The organism is Haloferax sp. KTX1 (genome assembly GCF_902410085.1).
GTDB lineage: Archaea > Halobacteriota > Halobacteria > Halobacteriales > Haloferacaceae > Haloferax > Haloferax massiliensis.
The window spans coordinates 768,482-780,730 of the sequence record NZ_CABPRH010000001.1 but is presented as its reverse complement, the minus strand read 5'-3'; the positions used below and the strand labels follow the sequence as shown (position 1 = coordinate 780,730).

Genomic DNA, 12,249 nt, shown 5'->3' with positions numbered 1-12,249 from the left:
CTGGGTCCGAACGCCGCTCAGAACGGACCGAACAGGACGAACGCCGCGGCGACCGCCACGACGACCACGGCCGCGACGAGAAGCGCGAGCGCGCGACCGGAACCGGCGTCCTCGGCGGCGTCCGCCTCGGCCGCGACGCGGGCTTCCTCGGCGTCTATCTCGTCGACGATGTCCTCGAACTCCGGTTCGTGCGGCTCGTGATACTCGTCGATGATAGCCTCGGCGAGGTCGGCGTCTTCGAGTGCTTCTACGAGATCGGGAAGCGCCACGAGCTCGATGGGTCGCTCGACCTCGTCCGGGTCGACGAGGAGCGCCCGGTCGCCGTCCTCGTCGGGTTCGTCGAGCTGTTCGTCGGCGGCGAACGCGAGCGCGAGGGTCTCCGCGGCCCGCTCTTCGTCGCCGGTCGTCAGGAGCGTCCCGTCGACGCCGCGGTCGTCGCAGCGCTCGGCGAACGCCTCGACGCTCCGGGCGTCGAACGCGGCTTCCACGTCTATCCAGACGACTTCGGTCGGTTGTGACTCCCCGTCGGGGGCCGCAAACAGGAACGTCCGCCCGTCGCGGACGCTCCGTTTCGTCCGCTCCCCGCGGGCCGCGCGGACCCGCTCGACGACGGTCGCCGCGTCGTCGGTATCGAGAAACGAGAGCACGCTCGACAACGACACGTCGCTCATTGTTCCGACAGACCGCGCATCTCGCGATAAAGCTTCGCGCCCTATTATCACCACGCGTAACTGGAGGTCAGTCCGGTCGAACGAGGTCGAACCGGTCGTCGGTCGTCGCGTACTCGCTGCCGGCGAGTCGGCCGACCGCGTCGAGTTTCGTCGTGTCGAGTTTGCCGTCGGTCAGCACCGCGTCGGCGACGTGCGCGTGGACGACCTCGCCGAGGACGAGCGTCGAAGAGCCGACCTCCATGCTGTCGTAGAGGGAGCACTCGAAGGCGACTTTAGCGTCGGCGACGCGCGGGGCGTCGACGCGGACGGCCTCGGCCTTCTCGATGCCGGCGTGGTCGAACTCGTCGACGCCGGGCGGGACCGTCGCGGCCGTCTCGTTCATCGCCTCGACGACGTCTCGGGTGACGACGTTGACGACGAACTCGCCGCGCGAGACGGCGTTTCGCGGCGTGTCCTTCAGCGACGAGGCGCGGCCGACCGGCGCGAAGACGACGACCGGCGGGTCGACGCTGGCGACGGTGAAGAAACTGTACGGCGCGAGGTTGTCGGCGTCGTCGCCGCGGGTGCTCACCCACGCGATGGGGCGGGGCACCACGGCCCCCGAAAGCAGGCGGTACGGCGAGCCGAAGGCGTCGGGCGCGCCGTCCATCAGCGACCCGCCTCCGCGGGCGAGCGGGGTCGGCTACTCGGCGGGAGGCGTGCGCGTATCGAATCCGGGATTGCGTGGGTCATGAACGGGTGTGTGGTGGGTTCGGACGCCGATGAATCTGTGGGACGGCGTCGCGTCGAGAGCCTCGTCGGGAATCTCGTCGGGGCGTCGGAACCGGGTCGGCCCCTCAGAACAGCGTCAGGCCGATGGCGTAGGACCACGTCGTCCCGCTGAGTGCGAGGAAGACGAGCGCGCCGCCGAGCATGACGGCGTTCTTGAGGAAGCCGGTCATCTCGGACTCCTGTTGGTCTTCGGGGACCGCCCAGAAGTTGTGGAACACGGGCGTCCCGACGACGAGGAAGACGGCGACGGCCCCGGCGGCGAGCGCGGGGAAGACGCCGAGGACGATGCCGAGGCCGCCGAAGACGAGCATCCCGCCGGAGACAGCGACACCGAGGCGGGGTGCCGGCAGGCCCTTCATCTCCGCGTAGCCGGTCATGTGGTCGAGGTTCAGGAAGTGATTGAGCCCCATGAACGCGAGCACCGCGCCGAAGAGGACGCGCGCGAGGAGGAACGCGACGTCCGCGCCGGGAGACGCGAACTGGAGCGCGACGCTCATCTCTGTACCTCCGTCGCGAGGGCGGTCGTGTGGCGGTCCGTCGTCCGAAGTACTACTATCATTACGTTACCTGGTACGAGACCGAACTGATATATGTATTTGCTGACATACACGTTACCGGGTAACCGCACGGGTATCCGGTTACGTCGGCGTCACCCGATTTTTACAGCGTAAGTACGTACTGTTGGTTACTGTCGAGTTAGGCTCGTTTAGTGGCTGAATGTGCCGGAACGTTTCGCTCCCGTGCGCTATATGGTACGTATATGGTATTATAGTCCGACCCTCGAAAGATATACCACGCTTGGCATTGCATACCAGTACGGGACGTGTCAATCATGATGAAAACGACCAGCGGAGAGTCTCGATTATGACCGAGACGTGGGATTCCGCCGGGTATATCGCGAGCTCACGGTACCGTCTGGCCGTGTGTCGGTACCTCTCTGAGCACGGTTCGGGACTGCCGTCTCGAATCGCCGCGGAGACCGACCTCGCACAACCCCACGTGTCTCGGGCGCTCTCCGAACTTCGGGAGCGGGGAATCGTCGAACTGTTGGTGCCGGAGTCACAGCAGAAAGGGCGACTCTACGGGCTGACAGACCTCGGCGAACTCGCCTACGAGCGGGTCGCCCTCGACCGGGAGGCGGACGTCACCGTCGTCGACGACGGCGAGTTCCCCGCGCCCGAACTGTCTTCGGAGCTTCTGGAGACGTACGGGGACGCCCTCCGGGCGGTCGCGTGGTGTGAGCCTGTCCAGACGCGGATTCGGTTCTTCGAGCAGTCGCTTCTCGACCGCTACGACGAAGACACCGTCAAGACGCTCGTCGCGACGCTCACGAACGAGGAGGCCATCGACCAACCGCTCGAAGAGCTTCCGATCGGCGGGCCGGAACTCGTCGTGTTCGCCATCGACGACACGCTCATCGTCCGGGTCCCGCTCGACGACGGCGTGAAACTGCTCGTCTCGCTCGACGCAGGTATCGACGTGACGCTCACCGAACTCCGCGACACCTGCCGGCAGATGACGGCCGTGGCACTGGACTCCTAACCCCGGGGCTTTCTTCCGTTTGACGGCGTAGCTCGACTCGTGCCACAGCGACGCTCTTTCCCCGTCATCGGCGTCGACGGCTGTCGGTCCGGCTGGGTGTGCGCCATCGCCGCCGACGGCCTCGCCGTGCGAGTCGCCGCCGACTTCGACGCCGTCTGGGAACTCGCCAGCGAGCGCGACGCCGAGCGGGTGCTGGTGGATATTCCTATCGGCTTGCCCGAATCCATCCGGCGGGCGTGCGACCGCGAGGCCCGCGAGCGACTCGGCTCCCGCGCCGCCACCGTCTTCTTCGCGCCCGTCCGGGCCGTCCTCGACGCCGACTCCCACGAGGCGGCCAGCGCGGCGAACCGCGAGCGGACCGGGGCGGGCCTCTCCATTCAGGCGTGGCACCTCGTGCCCAAAATCCGCGAGGTCGACGCCGTCCTCCGGGAGACGCCGCGCGCTCGTGAGCGAGTGTTCGAATCGCACCCCGAACTCGCCTTTGCCGCGTTCGCCGGCGAACCCCTCTCGGAACCGAAATCGACGCCCGAGGGGCGCGCCCGCCGCCTCGACGTGCTCGGGACGGCGTTCGCCGGAGGCGACTCCGGCGACCGCGGTCCGGGAGCCGATGCGACGGACGGGCGGGGCTTCGACGCCGAGCGCGCCTACCGCGAGGTGCTGGACCGGACACTCCGCCGCGACGTCGCCCGCGACGACGTCCTCGACGCGCTCGCTCTCGCCGCCGCGGCCCGGCGGCCCCTCGCGACGCTCCCGAGCGACCCGCCGACAGACGCCGCCGGTCTGGAGATGGCGATTCGCGTCCCGACGGACGCGCTCGGGTGAATATCTATAGATTAACAATCTCGAACAACTACTCCAAATATCTTGAAACACACTAGTATATAGACAACAATAGTGTTGGATATTCCCTGAGGAGAAGATATTTATACTCAGTGTTCAATCAAACAACTGGCGCGACCCGCTGTCGCCACCACGGAATATCCAGCCCAGCCCAACGCGTGATTCAGTGCCAGTACGCAGTCGGTCGCGCCTCCCGCTGCCTCTACTCGGGTTCGACGACCCCGCCCCGGTCTCGAACCCGACCGTTTCCACGCACTGAGCGTCTGCCTCGGTCGGCGGGTCGCCCTGCCGCCACCGGACGCCGAGTCCCGCGTCTCCGGCCCGAAGCTACATCTACGGCCCATCCTAACCCCGCGTATGTACACCGGCAGGACGGACCAGCCCTGCTGTCTCTGCGACGACCCGAAGACGGTCGCCCGCATCGCGGTCCCCCCGCGGGCGGTGACGCTCATGGAGAACGCCGCCCCCATCGCGTGGCGCGACATCGTCGGCGACGTGACGCTCCAGTTCTGCGAGAGCGACTGGGAACTCGTCACCGAGCTGGTCCTGGACCTCGGCATGCACCCGCTTTCGCGGTGTAACGTCGCCCGCGCGGACTTCAGCATCCGCGAGGACTTCGAGGCGCTCCTGAACAGCACCCGCGACGAACCCGACCAGACCGAACAGGAAGACCGCATGCTCGCCGCGGCCCGCGCCGCCATCGACGACGCGGACGACCCGATGGTCGAGGAACGCGACCTCGTGGAGGCGCACGTCGTGGTCCGCGCGATGGCCGAACTCGGCGTCGACCGGCCGGCGTGAGTCTGGGGTCGCTCACACGCCGGTTCCCACGCCGAACAGCCGCGTCGACCCCCACGTGAGCACGACGATGCCGGCGATGAAGACCGCGAGCGCCGCCATCATCGGGAACGGGTCGAGCGACGGCCCGCCGAAAAACGGCCCGTGGACGATGAGGAACGCGGTGCCCGCCGCGAGGCCGAGTCCGACGCTCGTGACGAGCGTGAAAAACAGTTTGGCGACGCCGATTCCCCGCGTGTCGTTCCGGAAGCGCATGGGGACAGGTCCCCCGAACCCCGCTTGAACGATTTGGCCGTCTCGTTGATGTTATCGGCCGGCTGTCGGGTTCTCGTCAGCGTTCGATTCGAAAGCCGGTCTCGCCCGCCGGCTCCTCGTAGGAGACTTCTACGTCCTCGACGGTCGCCATCGGACTCCCCTCGTGGCACCACTCGACCATCGCCTCCACGTCGTCGCGGGGCCCCTCGAAGACGGCCTCGACGCGGCCGTCGGCGAGGTTCTTCACCCAGCCGTCGACGCCGCGGTCGCGGGCGGTGTCGCGGGTCGTCGCCCGGTAGTAGACGCCCTGTACGTGGCCCGAGACGTAGACGTGCGCGCGACTTCGACCGTGTTCGCTCATGGCCACCGTTTCGTCCGCCGCCGTCAAAGGCGTGCTGCCTCGGGCGGTCGGTTCGCCGACTCGTCCGGGGGCCGATTTTCGTCTCCCAAAGCCCACGACCGACCCGTGCGCCCGCCTCGCACGCGTCCCCCGAACCGTCAGCATCTAAGTACGACCCACCCAACGCTGGACTATGGAACTCTTCGGCACCGCCGGTATCCGCGGGAGCGCGACGGAGCGAGTCACGCCGGAACTCGCCCTCAGCGTCGGCCGCGCCGCCGGCCGCGCCGCGCTCGAATCGGACGCGCCCGCCGAGTTCGTCGTCGGCCGCGACGGACGGACGACCGGGCAGGGCCTCGCCGCCGCCGTCGAGGCCGGCCTGCTCTCCGCCGGCGCGGACGTGACCCGCGTGGGCGTCGTCCCGACGCCGGCGCTCGCGTTCGCCTCGCGGGGCCGCCGCGGCGTCATGCTCACCGCCTCGCACAACCCGCCGACGGACAACGGCATCAAGATGTTCGTCGACGGTCAGGAGTACGACCGCGACCTCGAACACGACATCGAGACGCGGGTCGAGGCGGGCGCGCCCCCGGCCGACTGGGACGACTGGGGCGCGACGGGGACGAGCGGCGTCCTCGACGCCTACCGCGACGCGATCGTCGAGTTCGCCGGGCGACACGGGGCGGACCTCGACGGTCTCAGCGTCGCCGTCGACTGCGGCAACGGGATGTCGGCGCTCGGCACGCCGCAGGTGCTCCGCGACCTCGGCGCGCGCGTCGTCACGCTCAACGGGCAGATAGACGGCCACTTCCCCGGCCGCGAGTCGAAGCCGACGCCCGAGACGCTCGCGGACCTCATCGCGTTCGTCGCCGACGGCGACTTCGACTTCGGCATCGGCCACGACGGCGACGCCGACCGCATCGTCGTCATCGACGGGAACGGCGAGGTCGTCCACGAGGACACCGTCATCGCCATCGTCGCCGAGCACTACGTCCGCGTCTCAGACGCCGAGGACCCGGTCGTCGTCACGACGCCGAACGCCTCGGGCCGCATCGACGAGCGGGTCCGCGAGGCCGGAGGCCGCGTCGAGCGGGTCCGCCTCGGCGCGCTCCACGAGGGCATCGCCAGCGCCCGCGCCGACGGCGGCGACGTGGTGTTCGCGGCCGAGCCGTGGAAGCACATCCACCCGTCGTTCGGCGGCTGGATAGACGGCGTCGCGTCGGCGGCGCTCATCGCGCGACTCGCCGCCGAGTCCGGCATGGCCGGCCTGCGCGAGCCGGTCACGGAGCGCCCGTACCGCAAGGTGAGCGTCCCGTGTCCGGACGAGAAGAAGCGGGCGGCGATGGCGGCGCTCGAAGCCTCGCTCCCCGACGCGATGGCCCCCGAGTCGGTCGACACCGAGTACGGCGTCCGACTGGAGTTCGCCGACGCGTCGTGGACGTTGGTCCGCCCGTCGGGAACCGAACCGTACATCCGGGTGTACGCGGAGGCCGACGACGTGGACGCGCTCGTCGACGAGGTGACAGGCGTCGTCGAGGGCGAAATCGAAGCCGCCTGAGCGGACTCCGGTGAGGGTGACCCGGCGCACCCGACCCGGTGCGCCCCGAACTCGACGCCCGTGGACGTGAACCGGGCCCCCGTTCTCGGCGATTTGCAATCGTGGTGATGCGACGCCGCTGAAACCGCGAAACGACACCTTTATGCAATTTTCGCGGCCCCTGTCTCAATAGGAGTTCATACATATGGACAGACGTTCTTTTGTCAAAGCGGCAGGGGTCGCGGGCATCGCGGGCCTCGCAGGTTGTACCGGCGGTCCGTCCGAGGGGAGCCAAGAGACGACCGAGGCGACGACCGAGTCGTCCGGCGGCGAAGAGACCACCGCGGCCGAGCAGACGACCGAGGAGTCCGGTCCGGCGGCCAACGTCGGCATGGTCTACGCGCTCGGCGGTCTCGGTGACAAGTCGTTCAACGACGCCGCGAAGCGCGGCATCGAGCAGGCGGAGTCGGAACTCGGCATCGCCTACGACGAGGCCCAGCCCTCGGCGGCGGAGGAGTTCCCGCAGTTCCAGCGCCGGTTCGCGCAGTCGTCGAACCCGGACTACGACCTCGTGTCGTGTATCGGCTACGCGCAGAAGTCCGCGCTCTCCGAAACCGCGCCGAGTTTCTCGGACCAGCAGTTCATGATCGTCGACGACGTGGTCGACGAGGACAACGTGGCGAGCTACCTGTTCCGCGAGGAGCAGGGCTCGTTCCAGGTCGGCTACCTCGCCGGCCTCATCACGACCCAGGAGTTCTCGGCCGGCTCCGGCTCGACGACGGCCGACTCGAAGAGCGTCGGCTTCGTCGGCGGCACCGAGACCGACCTCATCCGCAAGTTCCAGGCCGGCTACGAGGCCGGTGTGGCGCACGCGGACGAGGAGATATCCGTCGACGTGGCCTACGTCGGGTCGTTCTCCGACTCCGCGAAGGGGAAGGAGATAGCCACCTCGATGTACGACAACGGCGCGGATGTCGTCTACCACGCGGCCGGCGGCAGCGGCCTCGGCGTCTTCCAGGCGGCCAAAGAACAGGGTAAGTTCGCCATCGGCGTCGACTCCGACCAGTCGCAGACCGAACCGAACTACGCCGACGTCATCCTCGCCTCGATGGTCAAGCGCGTCGAGTCGGCGGTGTACACCTCCGTCGAGAACGTCGTCAACGACGAGTTCAACGGCGGTTCCACCACGACCCTCGGCCTCGAAGAGGACGGCGTCGCCGCCGTCTACGGCGCGGAACTCGGTTCCGAAATCCCGCAGGACGTCAAGGACGCGCTCTCGGAGTCCCGCGAGGCCATCATCGCCGGCGACATCGAGATTCCGACGACGACCGAGTAACGCCGCACTCGACGCTCGCAGTTCTTTCGACGCCACGCCCCGAGCGACGGCGTCCGGGACGAAGGATTCAATATTGCCGGTTCCGCACCGCGCGTAGTCGAACATGCCCGCGGGTTGAACGGTTCGAACTCCCCGATAACCGCCGCGACGCTCCGTGTGGGCAACTCCCGCGCCGACTCGAATCCCACGAGTTTAAGCGAACCCCCCCGAAAAAAGGGTCAAGATGAGCACCGCTGTTCATCTCGACGAAATCACAAAACGGTTCCCCGGCGTCGTGGCGAACGACGACGTGGACCTGACCGTCGAGCGCGGCACGGTGCACGCACTTCTGGGAGAGAACGGGGCCGGCAAGACGACGTTGATGAACATCCTCTACGGGCTCTACGAACCCACTGAGGGGACCGTCCGCGTGGACGGGGAACCGCGGGACTTCGATTCGCCCGCGGACGCCATCGACGCCGGAATCGGCATGATTCACCAGCACTTCATGCTGGTCGACCCCATGACGGTCGCCGAGAACATCGTCCTCGGCAACGAACCGCGCAAGTGGTTCGGCACGACCGTCGACCGGGAGCGCGCGCGCCAAGAGGTCATCGACCTCTCGAACCGATACGGATTCGACGTGGACCCCGACGCGGCCATCGAGGACGTGAGCGTCGGCGTTCAACAGCGCGTCGAGATTCTGAAAGCACTCTACCGCGGGGCCGACATCCTCATTCTGGACGAGCCCACCGCGGTCCTCACCCCGCAGGAGGTCGAAGAGCTGTTCCGCGTCTTCGAGGAGCTGACCGCCCAAGGCAAGACGATTATCTTCATCAGCCACAAGCTCGGGGAGGCGATGCACGCCGCCGACGACATCACCGTCCTCCGAAACGGGAAGAACGTCGGCACCGTCAAGGCCGACGAGACCTCCAACGAGGAGCTCGCCGAACTGATGGTCGGCCGCGAAGTTCTCCTCGAACCGAAGGCCGAACCGCAGGAACCGGGCGACGAGGTGCTCGCGGTTCGGAACCTCTCCGCGGAGGACAACCGCGGCGTCCCCGCCGTCTCCGACGTGTCGTTCGACATCCGCGAGGGCGAGGTGTTCGGCATCGCGGGCGTCGACGGCAACGGCCAGTCGCAGTTGGTCGAGGCCATCACCGGCCTGCGGACGCCGACCGAGGGGACGATCTCCTACAAGGGCCGGGACATCACCGACGCCTCGCGCCGCTCCCGAATCGCCGACGGGATGGCGTACATCCCCGAGGACCGCCACGAGCGCGGGCTGGTGATGGACTTCGACCTCGTCCAGAACGGCATCCTCGGCAGCCAGCACAGCCCGACGTTCGCCGCCGACGGCCGGATACACTGGTCCGACGCGCGCGACCACGCCGAGCGAATCATCGACGAATACGACGTTCGACCGCCCCACGCCGACGCCGACGCCGAGTCCTTCTCCGGCGGCAACCAACAGAAGTTCATCGTCGGCCGCGAGTTCGAACGCGAACCGGACCTCGTCGTCGCCACCCACCCGACCCGCGGCGTGGACATCGGCGCGATGGAGTTCATCCACGAGCGGCTCTTGGACCTCCGATCCGAGGGCAAAGCGGTGCTTCTCGTCTCCTCGAAGCTCGACGAGGTGCAGGGCCTCTCGGACCGCCTCGGCGTCATGCACGACGGCGAACTCATGGACATCGTAGACCCACGCGACACCACCGAAGAAGAGATCGGCCTGCTCATGGCCGGCGAACGCCCCGACGCCGACGCGACCGACGCGGAACCGCCCGTGGGTGACGCCAGATGAGCGCGGCCGAGAACGCGAAGGCCGTCCTCCGGCGGCTGACTGCCGCCTCCGCGACGGAGCGCATCCTCATCAGCTTCGCCGCGCTCGTCATGGCCGTGCTCGTCGGCGCGGTCATCATCCTCGTCTCCGGCCGCATCACGACGTGCCAGACCGCGGCGACGACGCTGTTCGGCACCGGCTTCTGTTACGACCCCGTCGAGGTGTACCTCGTGCTGTTCAACGGGGCGCTCGGCGAGCCGTTCCTCGTGAACAGCCCGGGGATTCTCAAACCGCTCAACCCCGACTGGAACCCGCTGAACTTCGGACTGGCGCTCACGCTCAAGGAGACGACGCTCCTCATCTTCACCGGCCTCTCGGTGGCCGTCTCCTTCCGCGCGGGCCTGTTCAACATCGGGACGCAGGGACAGCTCGTCCTCGGCGGCCTCGCCACGGCGCTGTTCTCGTTCTTCGTCGCGCCGCTGCTCCCGTCGGGGCTCGTCGGCGGCCTCATTTTAATTCCGCTCGCCGTCATCGTCGGCGCGCTCGTCGGCGGTCTCTACGGCGCGATTCCGGGCGCGCTCAAGGCGTACGCCGACGCCAACGAGGTCATCACGACCATCATGCTGAACTTCATCGCGGCGCAGATCGCGTTCGTCCTCGTCAGCGAGTTCTACGGCAACCCCGACTCGCAGGTCGTCGAGACGACGCCGCTTCCCGACTGGGCGACGCTCTTCCCGGTCGCGTTCCCGCAGGGCGGCGACTTCTCGCTTCTCGCGCTCGCGTTCGGTCTCGCGCTCGTCGTCGCCGTCTGGTTCCTGCTCGAACAGACCTCGTTCGGGTACGACCTCCGGACGAGCGGCGAACAGCCCGAGGCCGCCGAGTACGGCGGCGTCGACGCCAAGCGCACGACCGTCACGAGCATGTTCCTCTCCGGTGCGCTCGGCGGCATGGGCGGCGCTATCTGGGTGCTCATGGTCATGGGCAAGTGGCAGGCCGGCGTCCCCTCGCTCGGGTTCGACGGCATCACCGTCTCCATCCTCGCGGGGAACAACCCGTTCGGGGTCGTCCCGGCGGCGCTCCTGTTCGGGACGCTCAAGTCCGGCTCCCTCGCGGTCCAGTTCGGGACCGGCGTCCCGAAACAGCTCGTCGGCGTCCTCCGCGGGCTCATCATCCTGTTCGTCGCGATGCCCGAGTTCTTCCGCATGCTCGGCTCCGCCATCGACCTCGAACCGGACCGCGAGACCGTGGCCACGGACGGCGGCTCCCTCGGAGGTGACGACGAATGAGTACGACAACCATCGACCGACTCCGCGACGCAGAACTGTCTTACAGAGCGACCCTCGCCGGCGGGGCGCTGAGCGTCTTCCTGCTCATCGCGCTCTTCGGCCTCGCGTTCCCGGGCAGTATCTGGGGGAACCTCCTCGCCATCCTCACCAGTCGGAGCACGCTCTCGTCGGCGCTGCGGCTCTCGGTTCCCATCACCTTCGCCGCGCTCGGCGGCATCTTCTCCGAGAAGGCCGGCGTGGTGAACATCGGGCTGGAGGGGCTGCTCATCATCTCGGCGTTCACCGCGGTCATCACGACGGCCGTCGTCGGCCCCGAGATGACCGTCCTCGGTCTCCCTGCCATCTGGATCGGCTTCTTCGCCGGCATCCTCTCGTCGGTGCTGTTCTCGGCGCTGTTCGCCGTGGTCTGCATCCGCTTCAAGGCCGACCAGATTATCGCCGGCCTCGCCGTCTGGCTTATCGCGCTCGGCCTCGCGCCGTTCGCGGCGACCGTCTACTACGGCGGCGTCAACACCGACAACCTCGGGACGACCCTCGGGACGTGGACGATTCCCGTCCTCTCGGACATCCCGTTTTTCGGCGCGCTGTTCGACGCCGACCCCGCGGTGTACATGATGCTCGTCGCGGTGCCCGCCTCCTGGTACGTCCTGAACCGCACGGCGTTCGGCCGCCACGTCCGCGCGTCCGGCGAGAACCCGAAGGCGCTCGACACCGTCGGCGTCGACGTGAGTCGCGTCCGCTACGCGGGCGTGCTCCTCTCGGGCTTCCTCGCCGGCATCGGCGGCTCCGCGCTGTCGCTCGGCCTCGGCCAGTTCGTCGGGAACAACCAGACGATGGTCAACGGGAAGGGCTTCATCGCCATCGTGGCGTTCCTCTTCGGGAACTACAACCCCGTCGGCGCGTTCGGCGCGTCGTTCCTCTTCGCGGGGCTGGAGGCCGCCCAAATCCGCCTCCAGCAGGTCCCCGGCTACGCCGTTCCCGACTCGCTCATCCAGACGATTCCGTACGTGACGGTGCTCGTCGTCCTCGCGCTCGTCGGCCGCACCCGCATCCCGGCCGCCTCCGGCGAGCACTACGACACCGGCGACGACAACCGCTGACCGACCCGGACTCC

13 protein-coding genes are annotated in these 12,249 nt (G+C 68.1%); 8 read left to right on the top strand and 5 right to left on the bottom strand.

Annotation, left to right across the window (positions count from 1 at the left end):
- Positions 1-17: 17 nt before the first annotated feature.
- From FY251_RS04065 to FY251_RS04055, 3 genes are all read right to left on the bottom strand, one after another.
- On the bottom strand, positions 18-671 hold the full coding sequence (locus FY251_RS04065) for a hypothetical protein (protein ID WP_148413555.1): 654 nt from the start codon (positions 669-671) through the stop codon (positions 18-20).
- A gap of 67 nt (positions 672-738) precedes the next feature.
- The gene (locus FY251_RS04060; RefSeq protein ID WP_148413554.1) at positions 739-1,320 is read right to left on the bottom strand and encodes a flavin reductase family protein; all 582 of its coding nucleotides are present in this window, start codon (positions 1,318-1,320) and stop codon (positions 739-741) included.
- Positions 1,321-1,507: 187 nt separating this feature from the next.
- The gene (locus FY251_RS04055) at positions 1,508-1,939 is read right to left on the bottom strand and encodes a DoxX family protein (RefSeq protein WP_148413553.1); all 432 of its coding nucleotides are present in this window, start codon (positions 1,937-1,939) and stop codon (positions 1,508-1,510) included.
- Positions 1,940-2,306: 367 nt separating this feature from the next.
- Here FY251_RS04055 and FY251_RS04050 point away from each other — a divergent pair, with 367 nt between their 5' ends.
- From FY251_RS04050 to FY251_RS04040, 3 genes are all read left to right on the top strand, one after another.
- Positions 2,307-2,984, top strand: a complete 678-nt coding sequence (locus FY251_RS04050; RefSeq protein WP_148413552.1) for a winged helix-turn-helix domain-containing protein — start codon at positions 2,307-2,309, stop codon at positions 2,982-2,984.
- 39 nt (positions 2,985-3,023) lie between these two features.
- Complete coding sequence (locus FY251_RS04045) at positions 3,024-3,806, top strand: DUF429 domain-containing protein (protein ID WP_148413551.1); 783 nt, start codon at positions 3,024-3,026, stop codon at positions 3,804-3,806.
- A 375-nt stretch (positions 3,807-4,181) separates the two neighbouring features.
- A complete protein-coding gene (locus FY251_RS04040; protein ID WP_089778019.1) occupies positions 4,182-4,625 on the top strand; it encodes a hypothetical protein in 444 nt (147 codons plus the stop codon).
- A gap of 12 nt (positions 4,626-4,637) precedes the next feature.
- Here FY251_RS04040 and FY251_RS04035 read toward each other — a convergent pair whose 3' ends face one another.
- Both FY251_RS04035 and FY251_RS04030 read right to left on the bottom strand, forming a co-directional pair.
- Positions 4,638-4,877 (bottom strand): hypothetical protein, encoded by a 240-nt coding sequence (locus FY251_RS04035; RefSeq protein WP_148413550.1) that lies wholly within the window; start codon positions 4,875-4,877, stop codon positions 4,638-4,640.
- 76 nt (positions 4,878-4,953) lie between these two features.
- On the bottom strand, positions 4,954-5,238 hold the full coding sequence (locus tag FY251_RS04030) for an acylphosphatase (protein WP_148413549.1): 285 nt from the start codon (positions 5,236-5,238) through the stop codon (positions 4,954-4,956).
- A gap of 172 nt (positions 5,239-5,410) precedes the next feature.
- On the opposite strand from FY251_RS04030, the gene FY251_RS04025 reads away from it, so the two are divergent.
- The 5 genes from FY251_RS04025 to FY251_RS04005 all read left to right on the top strand — a co-directional run bounded on the left by FY251_RS04025 (position 5,411) and on the right by FY251_RS04005 (position 12,235).
- A complete protein-coding gene (locus FY251_RS04025) occupies positions 5,411-6,772 on the top strand; it encodes a phosphopentomutase/phosphoglucosamine mutase (RefSeq protein WP_148413548.1) in 1,362 nt (453 codons plus the stop codon).
- Positions 6,773-6,956: 184 nt separating this feature from the next.
- Positions 6,957-8,087, top strand: a complete 1,131-nt coding sequence (locus tag FY251_RS04020; RefSeq protein WP_148413547.1) for a BMP family protein — start codon at positions 6,957-6,959, stop codon at positions 8,085-8,087.
- 223 nt (positions 8,088-8,310) lie between these two features.
- Positions 8,311-9,870, top strand: coding sequence for an ABC transporter ATP-binding protein (locus FY251_RS04015; RefSeq protein WP_148413546.1), 1,560 nt, complete (start codon positions 8,311-8,313; stop codon positions 9,868-9,870).
- Positions 9,867-11,135 (top strand): ABC transporter permease, encoded by a 1,269-nt coding sequence (locus FY251_RS04010; protein ID WP_148413545.1) that lies wholly within the window; start codon positions 9,867-9,869, stop codon positions 11,133-11,135. Before FY251_RS04015 ends, FY251_RS04010 begins: the two co-directional genes overlap by 4 nt.
- On the top strand, positions 11,132-12,235 hold the full coding sequence (locus tag FY251_RS04005) for an ABC transporter permease (RefSeq protein WP_148413544.1): 1,104 nt from the start codon (positions 11,132-11,134) through the stop codon (positions 12,233-12,235). The genes FY251_RS04010 and FY251_RS04005 overlap by 4 nt, the downstream gene beginning before the upstream one ends.
- Positions 12,236-12,249: the final 14 nt, after the last annotated feature.

Excerpts from the sequence above, each read along its gene's own strand:
- FY251_RS04005 (WP_148413544.1), top strand. The coding sequence starts at position 11,132 with ATGAGTACGACAACCATCGACCGACTCCGCGACGCAGAACTGTCTTAC.
- FY251_RS04060 (WP_148413554.1), bottom strand. The coding sequence starts at position 1,320 with ATGGACGGCGCGCCCGACGCCTTCGGCTCGCCGTACCGCCTGCTTTCG.
- FY251_RS04020 (WP_148413547.1), top strand. The coding sequence starts at position 6,957 with ATGGACAGACGTTCTTTTGTCAAAGCGGCAGGGGTCGCGGGCATCGCG.
- FY251_RS04030 (WP_148413549.1), bottom strand. The coding sequence starts at position 5,238 with ATGAGCGAACACGGTCGAAGTCGCGCGCACGTCTACGTCTCGGGCCAC.
- FY251_RS04055 (WP_148413553.1), bottom strand. The coding sequence starts at position 1,939 with ATGAGCGTCGCGCTCCAGTTCGCGTCTCCCGGCGCGGACGTCGCGTTC.
- FY251_RS04065 (WP_148413555.1), bottom strand. The coding sequence starts at position 671 with ATGAGCGACGTGTCGTTGTCGAGCGTGCTCTCGTTTCTCGATACCGAC.
- FY251_RS04015 (WP_148413546.1), top strand. The coding sequence starts at position 8,311 with ATGAGCACCGCTGTTCATCTCGACGAAATCACAAAACGGTTCCCCGGC.
- FY251_RS04035 (WP_148413550.1), bottom strand. The coding sequence starts at position 4,877 with ATGCGCTTCCGGAACGACACGCGGGGAATCGGCGTCGCCAAACTGTTT.
- FY251_RS04010 (WP_148413545.1), top strand. The coding sequence starts at position 9,867 with ATGAGCGCGGCCGAGAACGCGAAGGCCGTCCTCCGGCGGCTGACTGCC.
- FY251_RS04040 (WP_089778019.1), top strand. The coding sequence starts at position 4,182 with ATGTACACCGGCAGGACGGACCAGCCCTGCTGTCTCTGCGACGACCCG.
- FY251_RS04050 (WP_148413552.1), top strand. The coding sequence starts at position 2,307 with ATGACCGAGACGTGGGATTCCGCCGGGTATATCGCGAGCTCACGGTAC.
- FY251_RS04025 (WP_148413548.1), top strand. The coding sequence starts at position 5,411 with ATGGAACTCTTCGGCACCGCCGGTATCCGCGGGAGCGCGACGGAGCGA.